Consider the following 23,242-nt stretch of genomic DNA (forward strand, 5'->3'; position numbering starts at 1 on the left):
TCTTACGTGCCCACGTCAAGAGGGTGCGTGTTCAGGACTTGAACGTATTGGTCTTCCTCGCTGCTCGCGGGATGGGTACGGACCAATCTCGGTGTGAAGTATTGACGGCTCTGTTCCAGCGGGGTTAACTCACGCCACCAACGCCGGTACCGGTTCCGGAACCGGTTGCGGTACCGGTTCCATGGCCGGTCGCTCCCTCTGTCCCGTTGTGTCCTGGAGGACCCGATGCGTGTCACCATCGCTGATGTCGCCCGCGAGGCCGGCGTCAGCAAGACGACCGTGTCCCGGGTCATCAACACCAAGGGCGAAGTGGACGGTTCAACGGCCGCCCGTGTTCGTGAAGTGATCGCACAGCTCGGTTATGTGCCCAGTTCGGGCGCCGTCGGACTGGCCCGCGGCAGCAGCCGTACGGTCGGCATGCTGGTGCCCTCGCTGACCTGGCCGTGGATGGGCGAGGTGCTTCAGGGTGTCGTCGACACCGTCGAGGCCGCCGACTACGGGCTGCTGCTCTTCACCTGCAACCGCGGGGCCGAGTCCGTGAAGCGCTTCACCAGCCAGGTGTCGGCGCGGGCCTTCGACGGACTGGTCGTGGTCGAACCCGAGAACACCCTCGACCACCTCACCGAACTGCACCGCGACGGCCTTCCGATCGTGCTGATCGACGATCGCGGCCACCACCCCGAGTTTCCCTCCGTCGTGACCACCAACCACGAAGGAGGCGCGTCGGCCGCCCGTCATCTGCGGGCTGCCGGCCGCACCAGGCCCCTGGTCATCACGGGCCCCCAGGACTTCGGCTGCGTACGTGACCGGCTTGCGGGATTCCTCTCCGTCCTGCCGACCGACCTTGTCGTCCGCGGGGACTTCACCGAGATCTGCGGCCGGCTGGCCGTGGAGCAACTCCTCGCCTCCGGCACGGAGTTCGACTCGGTCTTCGCGCACAACGACGTCACCGCGGCGGGCGTGCTGCGGGCACTGCGCCTCGCTGGACGTTCCGTTCCCGGTGACATCGCGGTGGTCGGCTTCGACGACATCCCGATGGCCGAGCACACCGAACCGCCGCTGACCACCGTGCGCCAGCCCACCCGGCAGATGGGTGAGACGGCCGCACGGATGCTGCTCTCCCACCTCGGCGGCACGGCCGTACCCGATGCACCGGTCGTGCTGCCCACCGAACTGGTCGTGCGCCACTCGGCGCCCTAGCGGCCGGGGCCGGACCGGCCCCACCGCTCCCCTTGCTCCGCGCAGCAGCCGGCTGCGCGCACCCGCACACCGCACCCGTACCGCCCGTACCCGGCGCGCCGAGCGCTGCCCGTTTCCGGATCTCCCAGACCCGCCAGTCCCTCCTGGAGTCGCCATGTCCGCACGCCGTCACCACACGCTCAGAGCGGTCGCGCTCGCCACCGCGGTGGTCGCGCTCGCCGCCGGATGCTCGTCAGCCAACTCGAACGCCAAGAAGAGCGGCAGTGCCGCGTCAGGCATCCTGACGCTGGGCAAGCCGGACGGGCCGCAGACGAACAACAGCAACCCGTTCCTCAACACCTCGGCGGGCGCCACCCTCGGCTACCGCTACATGATCTACGAGCCGCTGGCGATGACGAGCCAGATCCGGCCCGCCGACAAGGCCGACCCGTGGCTGGCGACGGAATGGAAGTGGGACTTCAACTTCACCAAGGTCACCTTCACCCTCGACGACAAGGCCAAGTGGGCCGACGGCAAGCCGCTGACCGCCGAGGACGTGGCGTTCACCTTCAACCTGCTGAAGAAGCACCCGGCGCTCAACGGCAACGGCATAGCCTTCGACGGGGTCGAGGTCCAGGGCAAGAAGGTCGTGCTGACCTTCGAGGACTCGCAGTACGTCAACCAGAACAAGATCATTCAGCAGTTCATCGTGCCCAAGCACATCTGGGAAGGCGTCAAGAACCCGGAGACCTGGCCCAACCGCACCCCCGTCGGCTCGGGTCCGTACAAGCTGAAGACGTTCACCCCGCAGACCACCACCCTGACCGCCACGCCCACGTACTGGAAGGGCGCGACGAAGGTCAAGGAGCTGCGCTACAGCACGTACAACGACAACAGCGCCGCGACCACCGCACTGGCCAGCGGCAAGCTCGAGTGGTCGTTCGTCTTCATGCCGGACTACAAGAAGCTGTACATCGCCAAGGACCCCAAGAACCACAAGCTGTGGTTCCCCTCCGGGCTCGGCATCCACGGACTGTGGTTCAACACCGCCCGCAAGCCGTTCGACAACCCGGCGCTGCGCAAGGCCATGGCGATGGTCGTCGACCGCAACGCGATCTACACCCAGGCCGAGGCGACCCTCTACCCGGAGATCACCAACCCGACCGGCATCCCGCTGCCCGCCGGTGAGTCCTTCCTCGCCCCCGAGTACAAGAAGGCCACCACGAAGCCCGATGTCGAGGGCGCCAAGAAGATCCTCGACAAGGCCGGCTTCACGCTCAGCGGCGGAGTGCTGAAGGACCCGAGCGGCAAGCCGGTGAAGCTGACCTTCACCGACCCGGCCGGCTGGAACGACTACATCACCGGCCTCGCGATCATCAAGGACAACATCAAGCAGCTCGGCATCGAGGCCAAGGTCAAGACGCAGACCGCCGAGGCCTGGGGAGCGGACGTGGCCAACGGCAACTTCGACGCCACCCTGCACTGGACCAACAGCGGCGCCACCCCGTACGACATGTACCAGAACATCATGGACGGCGCGCTGCTCCAGCCCATCGGCAAGGCCTCCCAGCTCGGCAACTTCGGCCGCTTCAAGAGCACCGAGGCAACCGAGGCGCTGAAGGACTTCGCCAACGCCACGACCGACACCACGCGCATCAACGCGATGAACGCGCTGCAGAAGATCATGGTCGAGCAGGCGCCGATGATCCCCACCGCCGCCGCCCCCATCGGGGCCGAGTACTCCACCAAGAACTGGGTGGGCTGGCCCACCGAGGCCGACCCGTACGCCGACCCGCAGCACACCCAGCCCTCGTCGCTGGAAGTCGTGCTGAAGCTCAAGCCGTCGAAGTAAGGCCGTCGGCCTCACACCCAGGGATCCAGGTACCGGCCATGTCTGAACAGCTCGAAAAGAACCAAGTCGTGCTCGAAGCACGCGGAGTCACCAAACACTTCGCCGTACGGCGCACCGGCCGCGATCTCCTCGCGGGCAAGCGCCGTACCGTCCACGCCGTCGACGACGTCTCGCTGAAACTGCGGCGCGGCACCGTCACGGCACTGGTGGGGGAGTCGGGCTCCGGGAAGTCCACCGTCGCCAGGCTGCTCGCTCAGCTGTATCCGCTCACCGAGGGCGAGATCCACCTGGGCGGGCAGCCGGTGAAGGCCGGACGTGGCCGGTCCTTCCGCAGTTACGTACGCCGGGTCCAGCTCATCTTCCAGGACCCGTTCGCCTCGCTGAACCCCGTGCACACCGTGCGCTACCACCTCACCCGGGCACTGAAGATCCACGGCCGGGCGGGCAGCGGCGAGGCGGAACTGGAACAGAACCTGACCGCTCTGCTGAACCGCGTCCAGCTGACTCCTCCTCATCAGTACCTGGACAAGTTCCCGCACGAGCTGTCGGGAGGTCAGCGCCAGCGCGTGGCCATCGCCCGCGCGCTCGGCGCCGACCCCCAGGTCCTCCTCGCCGACGAGCCCGTCTCGATGCTGGACGTCTCGATCCGGCTCGGGGTGCTCAACCTGCTCAAGGACCTCAAGGACCGCATGCACCTCGCGATCCTCTACATCACCCACGACATCGCCTCCGCCCGCTACTTCGCGGACTCCACGCTGGTGATGTACGCGGGCCGGATCGTGGAGGGCGGTGACAGCGAGACCGTCACCCAGCGCCCCGCACACCCCTACACCCAGCTGTTGATCGCCTCGGCGCCCGACCCGGACCGGGTGGTCGCCGAGGAGGAGCAGGAGGAGACCGGCAGCGGCGAGCCCCCCTCGCTCATCGCACCACCCGCCGGCTGCCGCTTCCACCCGCGCTGCCCCAAGGCGATGGAGCGCTGCCGCACCGAACTGCCGCCCCGCTTCGACCTGGCGGACGGCCAGTGGGCGGCCTGCTGGCTGTACGCCGACGGCGCCGGCCACACCAGTGACCACGAGAAGGAGGCCGCGAAGTGAAGTACCTGTTCCAGAGGCTCGCCTTCTACCTGGTCACCGCGTGGGCCGCGATCACCATCAACTTCCTCATCCCGCGGCTGATGCCCGGCGACCCGGTGCAGGCCCTCATCGCCCGCTTCCAGGGACAGCTGGACACCAGCGCCATCGCCTCCCTCAAGGCCCTCTTCGGCCTGGACAAGCAACAGTCGCTCTGGCAGCAGTACACCGACTACTGGGGCCATCTGCTCGACGGTGACCTCGGCCTGTCCTTCACCTTCTTCCCCACCCCGGTGAGCGAGGTCATCGCCCAGTCGCTGCCGTGGACGCTCGCGCTCGTCGGCATCACCACGCTGATCAGCTTCGTGCTCGGCACCGGGATCGGCGTGTTCACCGGCTGGCGGCGCGGCTCCTGGATGGACAGCCTGCTGCCCGTCACCACGTTCATCTCCGCGATTCCGTACTTCTGGCTCGGCCTCATCGCGATCTGGCTGTTCGCCACGAAGTGGCCGCTCTTCCCGGCGTCGGACGGCTACGACAACTCGCTGGTGCCCGCCTTCGACTGGCCGTTCATCTCCAGCGCGCTCTACCACGGGGTGCTGCCCGGCCTCACCATCGTGCTCAGCGCGGTGGCCGGCTGGATCCTCGGCATGCGCAACATGATGGTGACGGTCTCCTCCGAGGACTACGTCATGGTCGCCCAGGCCAAGGGGCTCTCCGAGCGCCGGGTGATGTTCGGGTACGCCGCCCGCAACGCGATCCTGCCCAACATCTCCGGCTTCGCCCTCTCGCTCGGCTTCATCGTCGGCGGCACCCTGCTGGTGGAGATGGTCTTCTCCTACCCCGGCATCGGCTACCAGCTCTTCCAGGGCGTGGGCGCCAAGGACTACCCCCTCATGCAGGGCGTCTTCCTGATCATCACGCTCTCCGTCCTGGCGGCGAACCTCCTCGCCGACGTGCTCTACATGCTCCTCGACCCCCGTACCCGAAGGGAGGCCTAGGACATGGCCGTCACCGCCACAGAGGTCGCTGTACTCGATGCCACCGAGACCCCGGCCCCCAGCAAGCGCACGTTCCGGTTCCTGCGCGGCCGCAAGACCGTCGTCGGACTCTGCATCCTGCTCTTCTTCGTGCTGATCGCCGTCATCGGCCCGTGGATCGCCCCCTACGACCCGGACACCATGGGCAAGGAACTGCTCCAGCCGCCGTCCGGGGCCCACTGGTTCGGCACCACCCAGACCGGTCAGGACGTGCTCTCGCAGATCCTCGTCGGCACCCGCGGCGTTCTGGTCGTCGGCTTCATCGCCGGGACTCTCGCCACGATCCTCTCGGTGCTGATCGGCGTCAGCGCCGGCTTCCTCGGCGGCACCGCCGACGAGGTGCTCTCGCTGCTCTCCAACGTCTTCCTGGTCATCCCCGGACTGCCGCTGATCATCATCATCGCCAGCTTCGTCTCCGACGCGGGCGACCTGCTGATCGCGACCGTCATCGCCCTGACCTCCTGGGCCTGGGGAGCGCGGGTGCTGCGCGCCCAGACGCTCTCGCTGCGCCGCCGGGACTACGTCGAGGCGGCCCGTGCCACCGGTGAGTCGACCTGGCGGATCATCCTGTTCGAGGTGATGCCCAACCTGACCGCCGTCATCGCCTCCGGCTTCGTCGGCACGGTCATCTTCGCCGTCCTCTCCGAGATCACCCTCGCCTTCATCGGCGTCGCCGACATCTCCGACTGGAACTGGGGGACCGTCCTGTTCTGGGCGCAGTCCAACCAGGCCCTGGCCCAGGGCGCGTGGTGGTGGTTCGTCCCGGCCGGGCTCTGCATCGCCCTGCTCGGCATGTCCCTCGCACTGATCAACTTCGGCATCGACGAGTTCGTCAACCCGCGCCTGCGCACCGAGACCGGCGGCTCCCGCAAGGTCCGGATGCGGGTCGGTTTCACCCCCGTGGCACGCGGCACGGACCACGCCGCGGCGCGCGGCAGGCACCACAAGGAGACCCGCTCATGAGCGAGCCCGTCCTCACCATCAGCGGCCTCAACGTCGACTACGGCACCGGGTCCGCCGCCGTGCACGCGCTGCGCGACATCGACCTCACCCTGCACCGGGGCGAAGTCCTCGGCCTCGCGGGCGAGTCGGGCTCCGGCAAGTCGACCCTGGCGTACGCCGTCACCCGGCTGCTCTCCCCGCCCGGCGTGATCACCGGCGGCGAGGTCCGCTACCACCGGCCCGGCGGCGAATCGCTCGACCTGCTGACCCTGTCGGCCCCCGAACTGCGGGCCTTCCGCTGGCAGGAGCTGTCGATCGTCTTCCAGGGCGCGATGAACTCCCTCAACCCGGTCCACACGGTCCACAGCCAGCTCACCGACGTACTCCAGGCCCACCGCCCGGAGATGAAGCGGGCCGAACGCACCGCACGAGCCGTGGAGTTGCTGAGGCTCGTCGGGATCTCCGCCGACCGGCTCGGGGCCTACCCGCACCAGCTCTCCGGCGGAATGCGCCAGCGCGTGATGATCGCGATGGCCCTCGCGCTGGAACCCGAGATCGTCATCATGGACGAGCCCACGACGGCCCTGGACGTCGTCATGCAGCGCCAGATCCTGCGCCAGCTGGTCAAGCTCCGTGAGGAGCTCGGCTTCTCGGTCGTCTTCATCACGCACGACATCTCGCTCCTGATCGAGTTCTCCGACCGGATCGCGATCATGTACGGCGGCCGGATCGTCGAGGAGGCCGGTTCCTCCGACATCTACCGGGACCCCCGCCACCCCTACAGCGACGGGCTGCTGCACTCCTTCCCCGCCCTGCACGGCCCCCGCCGCGAACTCAGCGGCATCCCGGGCTCGCCCCCGCACCTGTCCGCGATGCCCGCCGGCTGCGCCTTCCACCCCCGCTGCGCCAAGAAGGTCGAGGGCTGCGACACCCATGTCCCGGTGCTGGCCGCACCCAGCGGGGACGGCTCCCGTTCGGTGGCCTGCTGGCTCCACCGGGAGGCCCCGGCCGCCGCCCGCTCGTAGCGCCCCACGCACCGCACACCTCAGGAGAACCATGAACCTCGTCACCCCTCAGGCCTACGCCCGCGAGATCACCGCCCAGGCCGTTTCCGGTCTGCCCGCTGACTTCCGCTGGGGCGTCGCCACGGCCGCCTACCAGATCGAGGGAGCGGCGGCCGAGGACGGCAGAACGCCCTCGATCTGGGACACGTACTGCGGGGTGCCGGGCATGGTCGTCCGCGGCGAGAACGGTGACGTGGCCTGTGACCACTACCACCGGATGCCCGAGGACGTCGCACTGATCGCCGACCTGGGCGTCGACACGTACCGCTTCTCGCTCGCCTGGCCGCGCATCCAGCCCGGCGGCCGGGGCCCCGCCAACGCGAAGGGCCTGGACTTCTACAAGCGCCTGGTCGACGAGCTGGAGGCCAAGGGCGTCACCCCGTGGATCACCCTCTACCACTGGGACCTGCCGCAGGAGCTGGAGGACGCGGGCGGCTGGCCGGCCCGTGACACCGCCTACCGGTTCGCCGAGTACGCGGCCCTCGCCTACGACGCCCTGGGCGACCGGGTGAAGCACTGGACCACGCTGAACGAGCCGTGGTGCTCGGCGATGCTCGGTTACGCCTACGGCAACCAGGCCCCCGGCCGGAAGAACTTCGGCGAGGCGATCCACGCCGTCCACCACCTGCTGCTGGGCCACGGCCTCGCCTCGCAGTACATGAGGGAGCAGGCAGCCGAACGGGGCAACGCACTCGACCTCGGCCTCACCCTCAACCTGGGCACCGCCACCCCCGAGACACAGAGCCACGAGGACGCCGAGGCCTGCCGCCGCGCCGACGGACTCGGCGCCCGCCTCTACCTCGACCCGGTCGTCAAGGGCTCCTACCCCGCCGACATCGTCGCCGACCTCGCCGCGCAGGGCATCGAACTCCCGGTCCAGGACGGCGACCTGGCGGTCATCGCCACCCCGCTGGACGTCCTCGGCGTCAATTTCTACCGTGGCGCGCTCTTCTCCGGCGTCACCGAGGAAGGAGCGACGACGGACGCCGACGGCCTGCCCGTCACCCGGGGCGTCGAGCGCGACCTGCCCCGTACCGCCATGGACTGGGAGATCACCCCCACGGCCCTCACCGACCTGCTCGTCCGTCTGGAGAAGGACTACGGCCTCCCGACGGTCATCACCGAGAACGGCGCCGCCTTCGACGACACCGTCTCGGCGGACGGCGAGATCCATGACGCCGACCGCACCACCTATCTCGCCGACCACATCGCCGCCGTCGCCGCAGCCCGCGCACAGGGGGCCGACGTCCGGGGCTACTTCGCCTGGTCGCTGATGGACAACTTCGAGTGGTCCTACGGCTACGACAAGCGGTTCGGCATCGTCCGCGTCGACTACGACACGCAGGAGCGGACGCTCAAGGACAGCGCCAAGTGGTACCGCGACACCATCCACCTCACCCGCAACGCGTAGCCGCGCCCGCGCGCGCGGCCGCGCAGCCCCATTGATACGAACGGGAGCCCCACCGTGCCCTCTCGTACGACTCTGGCAGCCACCACCGCCGCCGCCCTGCTGGCCCTCGCCGCCCCCATGGCCTTCGCGGACCAGGCCCCCCGGCCGGCCGCGCAGGCTGCGGCCTGGGACACCGACCGGGCGGCCGCCGCCCACACCGCCGACCCCGGCTCCGTCACCGCGTCCGGCAGCGAGAACGGCGCCACCGGACCGGGGGCCGCCGCGGACGGCGACGGCGCCACCCGCTGGTCGAGCAACTTCGCCGACGACGCCTGGATCCGGGTCGACCTCGGCTCCGTCATCCGGATCAGCCAGGTCACCCTGGACTGGGAGGCCGCGTACGGCAAGAAGTACGCCCTGGAGGTGTCGAGGAACGGCACCGACTGGACGACGTTCTACACCGAGGACGACGGCACCGGCGGCAGCGTCACCGCGCACACCTACCCGCAGGAGGTCACCGGCCGCTACGTCCGGATGCGCGGCATCCAGCGTGCCACCGCCTGGGGCTACTCCCTCTACTCCTTCAAGGTCTACGGAGGGGAACCGGCCCCGGCCTCCACGACCCGCGCCAACCTCGCCCTGAACCACCCCGCGTACGGCAACCTCTACCAGCACGCGGGCAATTCACCGGCGTTCGTCACCGACGGCGGCTGGCCGGCCGATCTCAAGGCGGACCAGTCGCGCTGGTCCAGCGACTGGAACGCGGACCGCTGGGTCGGTGTCGACCTCGGAGCCACCTCCAGGATCGACACGGTCGACCTGTACTGGGAGGCGGCGTACGCCGTCGACTACCGGATCCAGGTCTCCGACGACAACCGCACCTGGCGCACCGTGTACCAGCCGTCCGCCGCCGACGTCGCCGCCCGCCGCGCCGACGTGAAGGCGCCGGGCGAGGCCGCCGGCCGCCACGACACCGTCACCCTGCCCACCCCGGCGACCGGCCGCTACATCCGGATGCTCGGCGTGGAACGCCGTTCCTTCTACAACCCGGCGCCCGCCACCGCCCAGTTCGGCTACTCGCTCTACGAGTTCCAGGTCTGGGGCACCGGAGGCAGCGCGAACGCCACCTACCCGGCCCTTCCCAAGGACCCCGGCGGCACGTACCGCACCACGTTCTTCGACGACTTCACCGGCTCGGGCCTGGACCGCTCCAAATGGCGGGTGGTGCGCACCGGCACGGAGATGGGCCCGGTGAACGGCGAGTCGCAGGCCTACGTCGACTCGACGAACAACATCCGCACCGAGAACGGCTCCCTCGTCCTGAACGCGAAGTACTGCAAGGGCTGCACCTCCACGCGCAACGGCACCTTCGACTTCACCTCCGGCCGGGTCGACACCAACACCAAGTTCGACTTCACCTACGGCAAGGTCAGCGCCCGTATGAAGCTGCCGGTGGGCGACGGCTACTGGCCCGCGTTCTGGATGCTCGGCAGCAATGTCGACGACCCGACGGTCTCCTGGCCCGGCTCCGGCGAGACGGACATCATGGAGAACATCGGCTACGGCGACTGGACCAGCTCCGCGCTGCACGGCCCCGGCTACTCCGCTGACGGCAACATAGGAAAGCAGCAGACCTACCCGAACGGCGGCCGCGCTGACGCGTGGCACACCTACGGCGTCGAGTGGACGGCCGAAGGCATGACGTTCACCGTCGACGACCAGGTCGTCCAGCGGATCTCCCGCCAGAAGCTGGAGTCCACCCGCGGCCAGTGGGTCTACGACCACAACCAGTACGTGATCCTCAACCTGGCCCTCGGCGGCGCCTACCCGGCCGGCTGGAACAAGGTCACCGCGCCGTACTGGGGTCTCCCGCAGTCCAGCGTCGACCGGATCGCCCAGGGCGGCATCAAGGCCGAGATCGACTGGGTCAAGGTCGAGCAGAAGAAGTAGCCGGGAAGAAGTAGCCGAGAAGAAGCGACGACCCCGGCCCCACCCGCGCCCCGCGCGTGGCACAGCACCCGCACCCGCTGTGCCGCGCGCGGGCGATCTGCTCGAAGGCCGGCGCTACATCCTCGGGCACCGGACGCCGCGCCCGCTGCTCGTCAACGCGGTCGTGGTCAACGGCCTGATCATGGCCTCCGGGCCACTGCTCGCCGTGCTCCTGCTGGCCACCGTGACCAGTCCCCGCACCGCGATCGCCGCCGCCGGAGTCCTTCTCCCGGCCACCCCGCTGCTGCTGCCGCGCCGCGCGAAGGTGCCCGGGAAGAAGCTCACCGGAGTCGAGGAAGCCGCGTGAACGACATGGTCCGGCAACCGGCCGGCGATCACCGGCCCGCTCGGTTCGGACAACGAGCAGCACCTGCCACCGGTCCGCGACAGCCGGTTCCGTCCTGCTAGAGGGCGCCGCCGAGGAACGCGGACCTGGCTGCTGCTGTAGCCGACTGGGCGTGCGAGGTGCCCGCGGGTGACGTGTTGCTGTGCGTGAGCGAGCTGGCCACCAATGCGCTCGTGCACGGCGTGCCGCCCGGGCGCGGGTTCCGTGTCCGTCTGTACTGGGAGCGGGCCGGTGGCAGGCTCCGTATCGAGATGCATGACAGTGGCGCCGGTGCGGCCCCGACCGCCCGATGCCCCGCGCCCGACGCGGAAGGCGGGCGCGGGCTGCTGTTGGTGTCGGCGCTTGCAGCGGCGTGGGGAGTGGGGGAGCGGGACCCCGGCAAGGTCGTCTGGTGCGAGTTTGCCGCTTCGGCAAGGATGTTTGCCGTACTGGTCTCCAACGCGCACCATCTCCCGTAGATGGAGGTGTTTCGCATGAGCGACATGACGACGCAGATGTACGACGTAGTGGTGATCGGTGGCGGGGCCGCCGGGCTGAGCGCGGCCCTGACGCTGTCGCGGGCCCGGCGTTCGGTGCTGGTGATCGACGCGGGCAGCCCGCGCAACGCACCCGCGTCCCACGCGCACAACTACCTGGGCCGCGAGGGCATCGCGCCCGGGCAGCTTCTGGCCATCGGCCGGGAAGAGGCTTCCGGGTACGGGGCCGAGATCGTCGAGGGTGAGGCAGTGGCGGCCGAGAAGCTGCCGGGCGGGGCCGGGTTCCGGGTCGTACGGGAGGACGGGATCGCCGTCACGGCGCGCCGTCTCCTCGTCACGACCGGGCTCGTCGACGAACTGCCGCCGATCCCCGGCCTCGCCGAGCGGTGGGGGCGGGACGTGCTGCACTGCCCGTACTGCCACGGCTGGGAGGTGCGGGACCTGCCGGTCGGCATCGTGGCCCTGAGCCCGATGGCCGTGCACCAGGCGCTGCTCTGGCGGCAGTGGAGCGACGACGTCACCCTCTTCCTCCACCACGCGCCCGAGCCCGGCGACGAGGAGTACGAGCAGCTCGCCGCGCGCGGCATCGCCGTCGTGGACGGCGAGGTGACCGGCCTCGAGGTGAGCGGGGACCGGCTCACCGGGGTACGGCTGGCCGACGGCCGGGTCGTGCCGCGCGCGGCCGTGGTGGTCCAGCCGCGCTTCACCGCACGGTCCGGGGTCCTGGACGGCCTCGGCCTGCACGCCACCGCGCTGGAGGTGGGCGGTCACACCGTCGGTACGTACATCGCGGCCGATCCGGCCGGTGCGACCGAGGTGCCCGGGGTCTGGGTCGCCGGTAACGTCACCAACCTGATGGAGCAGGTCATCGGCGCCGCCGCGGCCGGGCAGAAGGCGGGCGCCGCCATCAACGGGCACCTGATGACCGAAGATGTCCGTCGTGCGGTCGAGGCCCGCCGCGCACCCTTCTCGGCGGAGGCCGAGCGCCAGGTCTGCGAGAAGACGCTCGGAAGCCGCCGTCACGGACTGCAGGAGACACGATGACGACCGACAGCACGAAGTCCGACGCGGAACTCTGGGACGAGCGCTACCGGGAGAGCCACCGGATCTGGAGCGGGAAGCCCAATGCCGCGCTCGTCCGTGAAGTGGAGGGCCTGGCGCCGGGGCGCGCCCTCGACCTCGGGTGCGGCGAGGGGGCCGACGCGGTCTGGCTCGCGCGCGGGGGCTGGCAGGTCACCGCCACGGACATCTCGCGCGTAGCCCTCGACCGGGCCGCCGAACACGCGGCCGACGCGGGGGTCGCCGACCGTATCGACTGGCAGTTCCACGACCTCGGGGTCTCCTTCCCCGAGGGGGAGTACGACCTCGTCTCCGCCCAGTTCCTGCACTCGATGGGCGACCTGCCGCGCGAGGAGATCCTGCGGCGGGCCGCCGCGGCCGTCGCACCCGGCGGAGTGCTCCTGATCGTCGGCCACGCCGGCTTCCCGCCATGGAAGCACGACCACGCGGACATGGAACTCCCCACCACCGACGAGGTGCTCGCATCCCTCGAACTCCCGGCGGGGCAGTGGGACGTACTGCTCAGCGAGGAACACGAGCGCATCCAGAACGACCCGGACGGGAACCCCACCACCCGTACCGACAACGCGCTGAAGGTCCGCCGCCGCTGACGGCGGGTCACGAGATGTGCGTGCCGGACGGCTCGGACCGGTCAGCGCGCCGATCCGTCCGGCATCCAGGTCAGGAACTGACCTGTACGACTCCTAACGTGGACCTCGAACGGCGGAACAGGAACTACCGAAGGCAGAGATCATGAACTCGAACGTCAATGAGCCGGACACCCGCGACGCCGCCGCCCCGGCCGTCACCGGCGAGCGCGCCGACCTGCTGGAGGCGCTGGCCAAGCAGCGTCACTTCCTGCGCTTCACCACCCGCGACCTCACCGACGAGCAGGCCGGACTGCGGCCCACCGCCGGTGAACTGTGCCTGGGTGGTCTGATCAAGCACGTCACCAAGGTCGAAGAGAGCTGGGCGGGCTTCATCCTGCACGGGGCTTCGGCGATGCCGGACTTCACCGCCATGACCGAGGCCGACTGGGCCCGACGGGCCGACGAGTTCCGGATGCTGCCCGGAGAGACGCTCGAAGGTGTGCTGGCCGACTACGAGAAGGCGGCCGGCCGGATCGACGAACTGATCGCCACCCTGCCCGACCTGGGTGTCACCCACGCGCTGCCGAAGGCTCCCTGGAACGAGGCCGGCGCGCGGTGGTCGGCCCGCCGGGTGCTGATGCACCTCCTCGCGGAGACCGCTCAGCACGCCGGGCACGCCGACATCATCCGCGAGTCGCTGGACGGCGCCAAGACCATGGGCTGACCCGCTCGGCACGGAGCGAGCGGTCAGGGGTGGGGGCAGGAGTGGCGCAGGGCCGGTGCGGTGAGGACGGGGCGCTGACCGTGACCCCGCTCCGGCCCAGCCGTTGAGTCGATCATGAACAGTCGACGTATGACCACCGCGCTGGGCGCCTTCGCCGTCACCGCGCTGCTGTCGTTCTCCGTACCGGCCACGACCGCCCACGCGGCCGAGTGCGGGGTCCGCTCCGACGGCCGGCTGTACTGCGGCAACACCGTCGGTGCGAAGGGGTACGCGGACCGCTCCTACCGTTCGGCGACCCGCGGCACGCTCACCAGCGGGTTCAGCTGGTTCGCCTGCTGGGGCCACGGCGACCCCCACGAGGGCCAGAACGACATCTGGTACTGGACCCAGCTCGACAACGGCCAGTGGGGCAACGTCCCCGCCGTCTCCGTGAAGACCGGCCAGGACCCGGCCCCCGGCCTTCGCGAGTGCTGAAGCCATAGGCGTAGCTGCAACCCGTGGCTGCGGCCTTGGCCCTGGCCTCCTGGCCGTGGTCGCTGTTCGACCAGTGGCACGGATGGCACCGCAGGGACGCCTGTGCGAGCTGTCTCGGCGCTCGACGGGCGCCCGGCCGACGTCGCGGCGGCCCGACGCCGAGCGCCCGCCGTCCTCCCCGGGAAGGGGCGGAAGGCGGGCGCGCTCGGTTCGGGTGTTCCCCTCGGCGTCAGGCCTGCGGTGCGGCGGCCTTGATCGCGGAGATGTCGAAGTTCAGCTTCACCTTGTCGCTGACCATCACGCCGCCGGTCTCCAGCGCGGCGTTCCAGGTCAGGCCCCAGTCGGAGCGCAGGATGTCCGTGCCGCCCTCGAAGCCGACGCGCTCGTTGCCGTACACGTCGGTCGCGGAGCCGTTGAACTCCAGGTCGATGGAGAGCGGGCGGGTGACGTCCTTGATGGTGAGGTCGCCGGTGACGCGGTACTTGTCGCCGCCGAGCTGCTCGGCGGAGGTCGAGCGGAACGTCATGAGGGGGAACTTCTCGGCGTCGAAGAAGTCGCCGCTGACCAGGTGGCCGTCACGGTCCGCGATGCCGGTGTCCACGCTGGCGATCTTGACGTCGATCGAGACGGCGGAGGCGGCCGGGTTGCTGCCGTCCAGCTTCAGGCTGCCCTCGTGCTCACCGAAGGAGCCGCGCACATTGGTGACCATCGCGTGGCGCACGGTGAAGCCGATGCTGCTGTGGGACGGGTCGATCGCGTAGTCGCCGGTGAGGGCGGCCAGTGCCGGGTCGACGGTGGCGGTGGTGGTGGCGGTGGTGGCGGTCTGGGCGTTGTTGTTCTTGCGGTTGAACAGAGCCATGGCTCCTCCTCGGGGACGTGATCGAGCGGGGCTCGAAGTAGTTGGTTCAAGCTTCAACGAGATTCACTCTAGCCCTATCTACTTCAAAGTTCAACATCAATGGTTCAGGTTGTCGCGTGTGGCGCCATGTATTCACGCGACCGTCACGTCACGCCCTCTGGCGGACGCGCGTAGAACTCGGGCACTATCTCCCCGTCCCTACATTGTCATGCACAGGAGGAGTCCCCATGGTGTCCCGTATGACGCTGCGCCCCGTCCTGACCGCTCTCGCCCTCGTCCTCGGAGTCCTCTTCGCCCCCGGAATCGGCGTCGTCTCCGGCGCGACGGACGCCTTCGCCGTCAGCAAGCTCACGCACAGCCAGGCGACCGCCAGATTCAGCTCGTCCGGCGTCACCTGGTCGTCCTCCGGTGGCTGCTCCAACCGCAACGTCGCCACCTGTACCTCCTTCGACCAGCTCAACCTGCCGACCGCTCAGGGGGCCCAGACCCTCAAGAGCGCCACGGGCTGCGCGCTCAACATCACCGGCGGCACCGAGACCGGGCACGCCAGTGGCACGTACTCGCACTGGAACGGCTACAAGCTCGACTTCGGCAAGACCACCTGTCTCACCAACTACATCCACGGCGTGTTCAGTTACATCGGCCTGCGCGGCGACGGCGCGCCCCAGTACCAGTCCGGCTCCGGCAACGTCTACGCGGACGAGGGCAACCACTGGGACGTGACCTACTACAACTGCGGCGGCTGCTGACACTCCGGGATCCGCGCATGAAGGCGCCCCCGCCCTTTCGAAAGGGCGGGGGCGCCTTCATGCGCGAGTGGCGACGGTGGTGGGGGTGTTCCGGTGAATCGAATCGACGGTGGGACCTCCTGGGGGGCCTGTCGAGCCGTGTGAACCATGGCCGGATTCCGTACATCCGCCCCGCAAATACGGAACGCATATTCATTATTACGGTGAGCGAATAAAGTGCCATTGATATGACGCAGGCCACATGACCTGCGTCACTCTCGTGTGGATATGCGGCATTTGCCGTGTGAGGTGGGGCACGTGATTGCCGTCACCATTAAGCGTAATAGTAGATCTGTCGGGGCTCCCTTTCCTGCCTCCTTGGCGTCAGCAAGGTCATTTCCCATGCCACCTACGAATGCAGGTAGTAGAAGGGGGGTATTGACCCCAATTCCCCTCTCGATTAACAATTCATGGCATCACCCCGCAACGAAAGAGGAAATACCAGATGCAGTTCACCGCGATGTCCGAGAAGTTCGCCCGCATGAACCGGACCAAGAAGATCTCGCTGGGTATGGTCACCGCAGGAGCCGCAGTCGTGGCCGGCGTCGTCGCCGGAGCCCCGGCCGCCACGGCAGCCACCCCCGCCGCCCCCGCCGCCCCCGTTCAGGTCCCCGGCAGCAACGTCGACACCTGGATCAAGCAGGCGCTGAAGGTCATGCACGACAAGGGCATCCCCGGCACCTACGAAGGCATCCACCGCAACCTGATGCGCGAGTCCGGCGGTAACCCCAACGCCATCAACAACTGGGACTCCAACGCAGCCAAGGGCATCCCGTCCAAGGGCCTGCTGCAGGTCGTCGACCCCACCTTCAACGCCTACCACGTGAGTGGCACGGCGCATAACGTCTACGACCCGGTCGCCAACATCGCCGCGTCCGCCAACTACGCCGCTCAGCGCTACGGCTCGATCGACAACGTCAACTCGGCCTACTGACCGGACGTTCCGGCCGGACTCCGTCCCGACGGCCCGAGGTTGAAGTCGAAGCAGACGCCGAAGTGGGGAGTCGCAACGGCTCCCCCCGCGCCCCGGCACCTTGGCAACACGCCCGCCGACCGAGCCCCCACCGGGGCTCCGACGGCGTCATGACCGCAGCACCGGCCCCCTCCCGAAATGCTCCTCGGCACGAGATCTGTGCGCATCGCACCGATACGAACCGTGACCGTCCATCAGGCGTACACCCCGTTCACAGGCCTGCCCGCCGCCCGTGAAGCGCATCCAGTGGGACCCCGAGCGAGATCCGCGCCTGAGTCCACTCCCGTACCGTTCTCTCCGAATCCGGCTCACCGGCGCCCTGTCCCCGCGCCCGGGCCGGTCCCGTCGGGCGTACGACTGACGGGCCCGCCGACGGTCCCGACCGCACCTCCGCGCGTAGCATCCTGATACTCCAGCAGCAGATCGTGATGTTCTTTCCGTGCGCACCGGCTCGGTCCCCCGGGGTCCCTGGCACATCGCCGGCCTGCCGCCCGGCACCGCCCGCGAGCAACAGCAGTTCCACGCCCTGATGACCGAGAACGGCGTGCTGTCCGTGTCGTCGGCGGAGGCAACGGACATGGCTGGACGCCTTCGCGAAGCCGTTGCCGCCCGAGGAGTCCTCGGCCGGCCGGACGCAACCCGCAGTATGTGATCTTGCTGGTTGGAGCGAGCCGGCCAACAAGCGCGACCACCGTTGGTCATGGCGGGAAGCCACCCCGGACGGCATGCGGCACCTGCTGAACCGCGCCACGCGCGACCCCGACGCGGAACGCGACGACCCGCGCGGCTACGTGGTCGAGCATCCGCACGGCGACCGGGCGTCACGGTCCCGCACAAGGAGGTGCCCCCGTCCCGCCCGGACGGGGGCACCTCCGGTCTCCGTGCGGCGAGGTCAGGAGCCGACACTCACGGTGAAGCGCCGCGGGTTGCCGTCGTTCGCCGCGCCCGAGACGTCCGGCTCACCCTCGGGGCGTACGTCGTCGTACGGGAAGGCGTAGCCGATCGGGCTGTTGGCGTGGACGATCCGCGACCAGTGGTTGGTCACGGCGCCCTGGTAGTAGTCCGCCACCGTCGTGCCGTTCGGCTGGTCGGGGTGACTGAGCATGATCGAGCGGTTGAAGCCCGCCGCGAGCCGGGCCAGCAGGCCCTTCTTGTCGTCGGAGTCCGCCGGGTTGTTGGCGAACGGCCCGTGGTTGCAGGTGAAGATGTCCCTGGAGACGGGCTTGGTGAAGGTGTGCCCGCCGTTGAAGGTCAGGGTGTCGCCGCTGACCCGCCCGGTGAAGACGCCGCGCCCGCCCTGGAGGTCGATCCGCAGGTCGGTCGAGCGGTACTTCTCCCAGACCTCGTCGATCTGCGCGGTGAACAGATCCCGGAACGGCATCTCGTCCGGGCTGCCGAAGAACGGTGCCATCAGGTTCTGCGGCGAGATCACCCGCAGCACATGGCCGTCCGAGCCGCGCGTCACCAGCTTGTCCCAGGGCTGCCCGTCCGCGGCCGCCTGGGCGACGAGACCGTCGGCGATCTTCTGGACGGCGCCGTCCGGGAGCGGGGCCACGGTGTGCGTGGTGTCGCCCTCCAGCGTCAGGCCGATCGGCAGCGCCGTCACCAGGTCGACGTAGCTGATGTTCGCGTACAGCTGCGACGGGTTGAAGGTGAACTCGCAGAACGACCAGGTGCGCCCGTAGTTCGAGTCCGTGGACGTGGCGAAGGCCGGCTCGACCAGGGCGGGTCCCGGGTTGAGGTAGAAGTCCAGGGTGTCGTCGCGCACGAAGTAGACCCGGGCCCCGTACATCTGGGGGAGCGTGACCACGACGGGTGCGCCGCCCGCCGCGTTCAGCGGGATGGCGCAGTCGACCGGCAGCGGGGTCTGCGGGGCCGCGGGGGAGTCCGGGTGGTAGACGCTGCCGTCGGCCCGCAGCAGCACCCAGCGGTCGGTGCCCTGCTCATGACCGGTGACGTACGCGTTGACCCGGCCGGGCAGGGACTTGTTCTCCAGAGCCAGTTCGCAGGTCGCGGCGGCCGCCGACGCGCGCGGGCTCAACGCGCCTCCCCAGACGGGATAGGTGAGTGCGGTCGCGGAGGCGGCGACGCCGCCCGTCAGGAACAGTCTGCGCGAAATCACGAGGGGACTCCTGAGGTGTGGGGGGATGAAGCGTGAGGAAGCGTGGGGGGTGAAGGCTGTGGACGGTGGGGGACGGGAGGGGTACGGACGGCCGCACGGTGCGGGGAGGTGGAACGAGCGCGTCCGCGGTGCGCACCACTCTCGCCAGGGCTGCGGCGACCGTCAAGACTTGTGACTGAGAGCGCTCTCAAAAATCGAAGTTCTTCACAACTCGACTCTCTGAGTCGCTACTTGGCGTATCCGGCCCCTCCGCATCCGGCCACCGTGATCAACACCTGAACGCGGAACTCCTGATGGTTCCCGCGCCCCCTACGTGGAGTTACTTGGACTTACGCAGGGCGGTTGTTGGACTGGAGAGGCCCTCGGAGCCGTACGTCGTTGACGGTGTCCGGACACGGCGACTACTCAGAGCACATGTCGTCAAGATTCACTACGGCGGGCGCTGTCGCCGCCGCCTCAGCCGCCGTCCTGGCTCTGGTGGGGACCGCCCTCCCCGCCACAGCCGCCGCCCCCTCACCCACCGACCCCCCGCCCACCGCGGCCGAATCGGCCCTCCGGGCAGGCGCGGTCATCGGGTCCGCGCAGCTCGCCGTCGCCGTCGCGGACGACTTCCCGCGCGTCCTGACGTACACCGACCGGGCCTCCGGGAACCAGCTGTCCGGCAGCACCCGGCCGGTCACCGCCGTCACCCTCAACGGCACCGCACACCCCGTGCGGCTCAAGGGCGCGCCCAAGATCACCACGTCGGCCGCCCGCTACACGCTGACCTTCGCCGATCTGCCCGGCGTCGAGATCGACGCCTCGCTCTCGGTCTCCGGACGCGCCACCACCTTCAAGGTGACCGCCGTCCGCGACACCGCCGCGTTCCGGGTCGGCACGATCGACATCCCCGGCCACGACCTGGTCTCCGTCGCCAGTACGGACACCGGGGCCGCGACCGCCTTCACCCAGCTGGACCCCGACTCGACGAAGACCGCCGACGTCTTCGCGAAGGTCACCGACGCCACCAAGGCCGACGCCGCACCGCTCGGCGCCACGTACGCGATAGTCAACACCGGCTCACTGGCGGCCGCCGTCGAGTCCAACTCCTCGTACGACAAGCCCTCCGGTGCCACCGGCGGCGACGACGCCCGCTTCTGGCACCAGGCCCGCAAGGCCGACGACGGCTCCACCCGGGTCGGCGTCTGGTCCGGCCAGTGGACCTACCGCGGCGAGGGCGCGCCCAAGCCCGAGAGCGGCGACAACCTGCCCTGGGCGAAGGTCGTCGTCACCCCCGACGTCAACGGAGACAAGACCGTCGACTGGCAGGACGGCGCCGTCGCCTTCCGCTCCATCGGCGTGGTCGCGCCGGGCAGCAAGGACACCGCGGACCGGGTCATCACCCACATCCCGTTCAACTTCGCCAGCCAGGCCACCCACCCCTTCCTGCGCACCCTCGACGACGTCAAGCGGATCTCCCTCGCCACCGACGGCCTCGGACAGCTGGCACTGCTCAAGGGATACGCCTCCGAGGGCCACGACTCCGCCCACCCCGACTACGGCGGCAACTACAACAAGCGCGCCGGCGGGCTGAAGGACCTCAACGAACTCCTGAAGGACGGCAAGAAGTGGGGCGCGACCTTCGGCGTCCACGTCAACGCCACCGAGGCCTACCCGGAGGCGAAGGCCTTCGACGAGAAGCTCGTCGACAAGTCCAAGCCGGGCTGGAACTGGCTCAACCAGAGCTACTACATCGACCAGCGCACCGACATCAACAGCGGTGACCTGGCCAAGCGCTTCCAGCAGCTGCGGAACGAGACCGACAGCAACCTCAGCATGCTGTACATCGACGTCTACTACTCGCACGGCTGGATAGCCGACAAGACCCTCCGGTCCGTCCAGAAGCAGGGCTGGAACGTCTCCAGCGAATGGGCCGACAAGTTCGAGCGCGGCTCCCTCTGGTCGCACTGGGCCAACGACCTCGACTACGGCGGCGCCACCAACAAGGGCCTCAACTCGCAGATCATCCGGTTCATCCGCAACGACGAGAAGGACGTCTGGAACAACGACCCGGTCCTCGGCCAGAGCGCCATCGACGAGTTCGAGGGCTGGACCGGCGAGACCGACTGGAACGCCTTCTACGACAACGTCTGGCAGCGCGACCTGCCCGCCAAGTACCTCCAGCAGCAGAAGATCACCCGCTGGGACGGCAACGACATCACGTTCACCGGCGGCGTGAGCGGCACCGTCGAGGACGGGAAGCGGACCTTCTACGACCACGGCCGCAAGGTGCTCAGCGGCACCGACTACCTGCTGCCGTGGGACGGCGGCAAGAAGCTGTACCACTACAGCGAGTCCGGCGGTACGAGCAGCTGGGCGGTGCCCTCCAAGGGCACGTACACCGTCTACGAGCTCACCGACAACGGCCGGGTGAAGACCGGCACGGTCCGCCCCGTCGACGGGGAGATCACGATCACGGCCGAGGCCGGGCAGCCGTACGTCCTCTACCCGGACAAGGCGCCGAAGGCCGCCGACGCCAAGTGGGGACAGGGCACCCCCGTCGACGACCCCGGCTTCAACGACAACGGGCTGACCGCCTGGTCGAAGACCGGCACCGCCGTCCGTGACACCGACACCCGGGGCCGCAACAGCGCCGAGCTGTCCGGCACCGGCACGGCGGCCCTCTCCCAGCGCATCGACGGACTGAAGCCCGGCACGCGCTACACCGCCTCCGCCCTCATCGAGGTCCAGCCCGGCAGGACCCGGCATACCACCCTGTCGGCCGGCGGGAACTCCGTGGCCGTGGACCGCTCCACCGCCAAGGACCAGGTCGCCGCCTCCGACTGGCACGGTACGTACTTCCAGCGGGCCGAGGTGAACTTCACCGCCCCCGCGAACGGGCGCACCACGCTGCGCATCGAAGCCGCCGAGGGCAGCGCGGCGACGGTCCGCGCCGATGACGTACGCATCGTCGCCAACGCCCCGGCGACCAGGAAGAACACCGTCGTGTACGAGGACTTCGAGGACGTCGACCAGGGCTGGGGCCCCTTCCTCAAGGGCGACGCCGGCGGCTCCACCGACCCCCGCACCAGCGTCTCCCAGCTGCACGCCCCGTACACCCAGGCCGGCTGGAACGGAAAGCTCGTCGACGACGTGCTCGGCGGCAAGGAGTCCCTCAAGGCCCACGAGGAGAACGCCGGACTCGTCTACCGCACCGCCCCCTGGACCGTCCCGATGGCCGACGGCCACCGCTACAAGGTCGGGTACGACTACCAGTCCAGCCATGCCGGCGCCTACGAGTGGGTCGACGGCTACGACCGGATCACCACGGACGGCAAGCCCGGCTCGGTGACGACCCGGACCACCCCGATCGGCGCCCAGCACACCACCGGCCACTTCACCGAGACCGTCACGGCGGGCTGCGGCGACACCTGGACCGGGCTGCGCAAGCGCGACGACGCCCCCGAGGGCGCCGACTTCGTCCTCGACGGCTTCACCGTGACCGACCTCGGCAAGGCCCCCGTCGGAGAGCAGGCCGCCTGCGGCACGCTCACCGTCGAACCCGCCGGGGAGACCCTGGAACCGGGCACGGCCAACGTCGTGAAGGCGAGCTTCACCAACTACGAGGCCACCGGTGTCACCGGTGTCTCGGTGAACCTGACCGTCCCCGACGGCTGGAAGGCCGAGCCCGCGGGCGCCGTCACCTTCGACTCGGTCGCGGCCGGTGCGAAGGCCACCGCCAGCTGGCAGGTCACCCCGCCGGTGGACGTCAAGTACCAGACGTACCAGCTGAGTTCGGAGACGGGCTACGCCGTGGGCGGTGCCCGGCGCACCCTCGGCGCGCAGACCTCGGTCCGCACCCTGCCGCCGCCGCCCACCGCCGACAGCTGGGCCAGCGACCTGGACTGGACGGCCTCCGAGAACGGCTGGGGACCGGTCGAGCGCGACCTCTCCAACGGCGAGACCGGAACCGGTGACGGCACCCCGCTGACCATCGGCGGCACGGTCTACGCCAAGGGCCTCGGCAGCCACGCACCCGCGAAGATCCGCTACTACCTGGGCGGCAAGTGCACCTCGTTCACCACCGAGGTGGGCGTGGACGATGTGCAGAAGAGCGCCGGCAGCGTGCAGTTCTCCGTGACGGCGGACGGCACGGAGAAGGTGAAGTCGCCGGTCCTCAGGGCCGCCGACCCCGCCTGGTCGCTGACGGCGGACGTCACCGGCGCGAAGTACGTCGAGCTGATCGTCGGTGACGGCGGCGACGGCAACGGTAACGACCACGCCGACTGGGGCAACGCCCGCTTCCACTGCGGCGGCTGAACA

Annotated in this window: 19 protein-coding genes and 1 pseudogene; 18 read left to right on the forward strand and 2 right to left on the reverse strand. The window is 69.4% G+C overall.

Annotation, left to right across the window (positions count from 1 at the left end):
- Positions 1-225 precede the first annotated feature (225 nt).
- The 14 genes from FHX80_RS21855 (at position 226) to FHX80_RS21920 (ending at position 14,198) form a co-directional block, all read left to right on the forward strand.
- Positions 226-1,200 carry a LacI family DNA-binding transcriptional regulator gene (locus FHX80_RS21855; RefSeq protein WP_145765749.1) on the forward strand — a complete coding sequence of 325 codons (975 nt, stop codon included), beginning with the start codon at positions 226-228 and terminating at the stop codon, positions 1,198-1,200.
- A 154-nt stretch (positions 1,201-1,354) separates the two neighbouring features.
- Positions 1,355-3,031 carry an ABC transporter substrate-binding protein gene (locus tag FHX80_RS21860; protein ID WP_145765750.1) on the forward strand — a complete coding sequence of 559 codons (1,677 nt, stop codon included), beginning with the start codon at positions 1,355-1,357 and terminating at the stop codon, positions 3,029-3,031.
- Positions 3,032-3,069: 38 nt separating this feature from the next.
- Positions 3,070-4,128 (forward strand): ABC transporter ATP-binding protein, encoded by a 1,059-nt coding sequence (locus tag FHX80_RS21865; RefSeq protein WP_145765751.1) that lies wholly within the window; start codon positions 3,070-3,072, stop codon positions 4,126-4,128.
- Entirely contained in the window at positions 4,125-5,105 is a 981-nt protein-coding gene (locus FHX80_RS21870) for an ABC transporter permease (RefSeq protein WP_145765752.1), read from the forward strand. The genes FHX80_RS21865 and FHX80_RS21870 overlap by 4 nt, the downstream gene beginning before the upstream one ends.
- A 3-nt stretch (positions 5,106-5,108) precedes the next feature.
- Positions 5,109-6,107: an ABC transporter permease gene (locus FHX80_RS21875; RefSeq protein ID WP_145765753.1), complete on the forward strand. Its 999-nt coding sequence runs from the start codon at positions 5,109-5,111 to the stop codon at positions 6,105-6,107.
- Positions 6,104-7,111, forward strand: a complete 1,008-nt coding sequence (locus FHX80_RS21880) for an ABC transporter ATP-binding protein (protein WP_145765754.1) — start codon at positions 6,104-6,106, stop codon at positions 7,109-7,111. Before FHX80_RS21875 ends, FHX80_RS21880 begins: the two co-directional genes overlap by 4 nt.
- Before the next feature lie 31 nt (positions 7,112-7,142).
- Entirely contained in the window at positions 7,143-8,561 is a 1,419-nt protein-coding gene (locus tag FHX80_RS21885; RefSeq protein WP_145765755.1) for a GH1 family beta-glucosidase, read from the forward strand.
- Positions 8,562-8,615: 54 nt separating this feature from the next.
- On the forward strand, positions 8,616-10,490 hold the full coding sequence (locus tag FHX80_RS21890) for a discoidin domain-containing protein (protein ID WP_145765756.1): 1,875 nt from the start codon (positions 8,616-8,618) through the stop codon (positions 10,488-10,490).
- A gap of 79 nt (positions 10,491-10,569) precedes the next feature.
- Positions 10,570-10,836, forward strand: coding sequence for a hypothetical protein (locus FHX80_RS36805; protein ID WP_375889475.1), 267 nt, complete (start codon positions 10,570-10,572; stop codon positions 10,834-10,836).
- A 125-nt stretch (positions 10,837-10,961) separates the two neighbouring features.
- Positions 10,962-11,333 carry an ATP-binding protein gene (locus FHX80_RS21900; protein ID WP_145765757.1) on the forward strand — a complete coding sequence of 124 codons (372 nt, stop codon included), beginning with the start codon at positions 10,962-10,964 and terminating at the stop codon, positions 11,331-11,333.
- Positions 11,334-11,357: 24 nt separating this feature from the next.
- The gene (locus tag FHX80_RS21905; RefSeq protein ID WP_425281705.1) at positions 11,358-12,395 is read left to right on the forward strand and encodes an NAD(P)/FAD-dependent oxidoreductase; all 1,038 of its coding nucleotides are present in this window, start codon (positions 11,358-11,360) and stop codon (positions 12,393-12,395) included.
- A complete protein-coding gene (locus tag FHX80_RS21910) occupies positions 12,392-13,021 on the forward strand; it encodes an SAM-dependent methyltransferase (RefSeq protein WP_145765759.1) in 630 nt (209 codons plus the stop codon). The genes FHX80_RS21905 and FHX80_RS21910 overlap by 4 nt, the downstream gene beginning before the upstream one ends.
- 142 nt (positions 13,022-13,163) lie before the next feature.
- Positions 13,164-13,724 (forward strand): DinB family protein, encoded by a 561-nt coding sequence (locus tag FHX80_RS21915; protein WP_145765760.1) that lies wholly within the window; start codon positions 13,164-13,166, stop codon positions 13,722-13,724.
- A 114-nt stretch (positions 13,725-13,838) separates the two neighbouring features.
- On the forward strand, positions 13,839-14,198 hold the full coding sequence (locus FHX80_RS21920) for a hypothetical protein (RefSeq protein ID WP_145765761.1): 360 nt from the start codon (positions 13,839-13,841) through the stop codon (positions 14,196-14,198).
- A gap of 229 nt (positions 14,199-14,427) precedes the next feature.
- Here FHX80_RS21920 and FHX80_RS21925 read toward each other — a convergent pair whose 3' ends face one another.
- Positions 14,428-15,057, reverse strand: coding sequence for a YceI family protein (locus tag FHX80_RS21925; protein WP_145765762.1), 630 nt, complete (start codon positions 15,055-15,057; stop codon positions 14,428-14,430).
- A 227-nt stretch (positions 15,058-15,284) separates the two neighbouring features.
- Here FHX80_RS21925 and FHX80_RS21930 point away from each other — a divergent pair, with 227 nt between their 5' ends.
- The 3 genes and pseudogenes from FHX80_RS21930 to FHX80_RS36810 all read left to right on the forward strand — a co-directional run.
- Positions 15,285-15,806: a hypothetical protein gene (locus FHX80_RS21930; protein WP_145765763.1), complete on the forward strand. Its 522-nt coding sequence runs from the start codon at positions 15,285-15,287 to the stop codon at positions 15,804-15,806.
- Between the two features lie 484 nt (positions 15,807-16,290).
- On the forward strand, positions 16,291-16,779 hold the full coding sequence (locus tag FHX80_RS21935) for a transglycosylase SLT domain-containing protein (RefSeq protein WP_244318366.1): 489 nt from the start codon (positions 16,291-16,293) through the stop codon (positions 16,777-16,779).
- 277 nt (positions 16,780-17,056) lie between these two features.
- A pseudogene (locus FHX80_RS36810) lies at positions 17,057-17,149 on the forward strand (DUF4291 family protein); the annotation flags it as partial.
- Positions 17,150-17,710: 561 nt separating this feature from the next.
- Here the strand turns inward: FHX80_RS36810 and FHX80_RS21955 are convergent.
- On the reverse strand, positions 17,711-18,940 hold the full coding sequence (locus FHX80_RS21955) for a glycoside hydrolase family 64 protein (protein WP_145765765.1): 1,230 nt from the start codon (positions 18,938-18,940) through the stop codon (positions 17,711-17,713).
- A 414-nt stretch (positions 18,941-19,354) separates the two neighbouring features.
- On the opposite strand from FHX80_RS21955, the gene FHX80_RS21960 reads away from it, so the two are divergent.
- Positions 19,355-23,239 carry an endo-alpha-N-acetylgalactosaminidase family protein gene (locus FHX80_RS21960; RefSeq protein ID WP_145765766.1) on the forward strand — a complete coding sequence of 1,295 codons (3,885 nt, stop codon included), beginning with the start codon at positions 19,355-19,357 and terminating at the stop codon, positions 23,237-23,239.
- Positions 23,240-23,242: the final 3 nt, after the last annotated feature.

This window comes from Streptomyces brevispora (genome assembly GCF_007829885.1).
Classification (GTDB): Bacteria; Actinomycetota; Actinomycetes; order Streptomycetales; family Streptomycetaceae; genus Streptomyces; species Streptomyces brevispora.

What these genes read in the sequence shown, in the direction of transcription:
- FHX80_RS21855 (WP_145765749.1), top strand. Translation starts at nt 226, where the DNA reads ATGCGTGTCACCATCGCTGATGTCGCCCGCGAGGCCGGCGTCAGCAAG.
- FHX80_RS21860 (WP_145765750.1), top strand. Translation starts at nt 1,355, where the DNA reads ATGTCCGCACGCCGTCACCACACGCTCAGAGCGGTCGCGCTCGCCACC.
- FHX80_RS21865 (WP_145765751.1), top strand. Translation starts at nt 3,070, where the DNA reads ATGTCTGAACAGCTCGAAAAGAACCAAGTCGTGCTCGAAGCACGCGGA.
- FHX80_RS21875 (WP_145765753.1), top strand. Translation starts at nt 5,109, where the DNA reads ATGGCCGTCACCGCCACAGAGGTCGCTGTACTCGATGCCACCGAGACC.
- FHX80_RS21880 (WP_145765754.1), top strand. Translation starts at nt 6,104, where the DNA reads ATGAGCGAGCCCGTCCTCACCATCAGCGGCCTCAACGTCGACTACGGC.
- FHX80_RS21885 (WP_145765755.1), top strand. Translation starts at nt 7,143, where the DNA reads ATGAACCTCGTCACCCCTCAGGCCTACGCCCGCGAGATCACCGCCCAG.
- FHX80_RS21905 (WP_425281705.1), top strand. Translation starts at nt 11,358, where the DNA reads ATGACGACGCAGATGTACGACGTAGTGGTGATCGGTGGCGGGGCCGCC.
- FHX80_RS21910 (WP_145765759.1), top strand. Translation starts at nt 12,392, where the DNA reads ATGACGACCGACAGCACGAAGTCCGACGCGGAACTCTGGGACGAGCGC.
- FHX80_RS21915 (WP_145765760.1), top strand. Translation starts at nt 13,164, where the DNA reads ATGAACTCGAACGTCAATGAGCCGGACACCCGCGACGCCGCCGCCCCG.
- FHX80_RS21920 (WP_145765761.1), top strand. Translation starts at nt 13,839, where the DNA reads ATGAACAGTCGACGTATGACCACCGCGCTGGGCGCCTTCGCCGTCACC.
- FHX80_RS21925 (WP_145765762.1), bottom strand. Translation starts at nt 15,057, where the DNA reads ATGGCTCTGTTCAACCGCAAGAACAACAACGCCCAGACCGCCACCACC.
- FHX80_RS21930 (WP_145765763.1), top strand. Translation starts at nt 15,285, where the DNA reads ATGGTGTCCCGTATGACGCTGCGCCCCGTCCTGACCGCTCTCGCCCTC.
- FHX80_RS21935 (WP_244318366.1), top strand. Translation starts at nt 16,291, where the DNA reads ATGCAGTTCACCGCGATGTCCGAGAAGTTCGCCCGCATGAACCGGACC.
- FHX80_RS21960 (WP_145765766.1), top strand. Translation starts at nt 19,355, where the DNA reads ATGTCGTCAAGATTCACTACGGCGGGCGCTGTCGCCGCCGCCTCAGCC.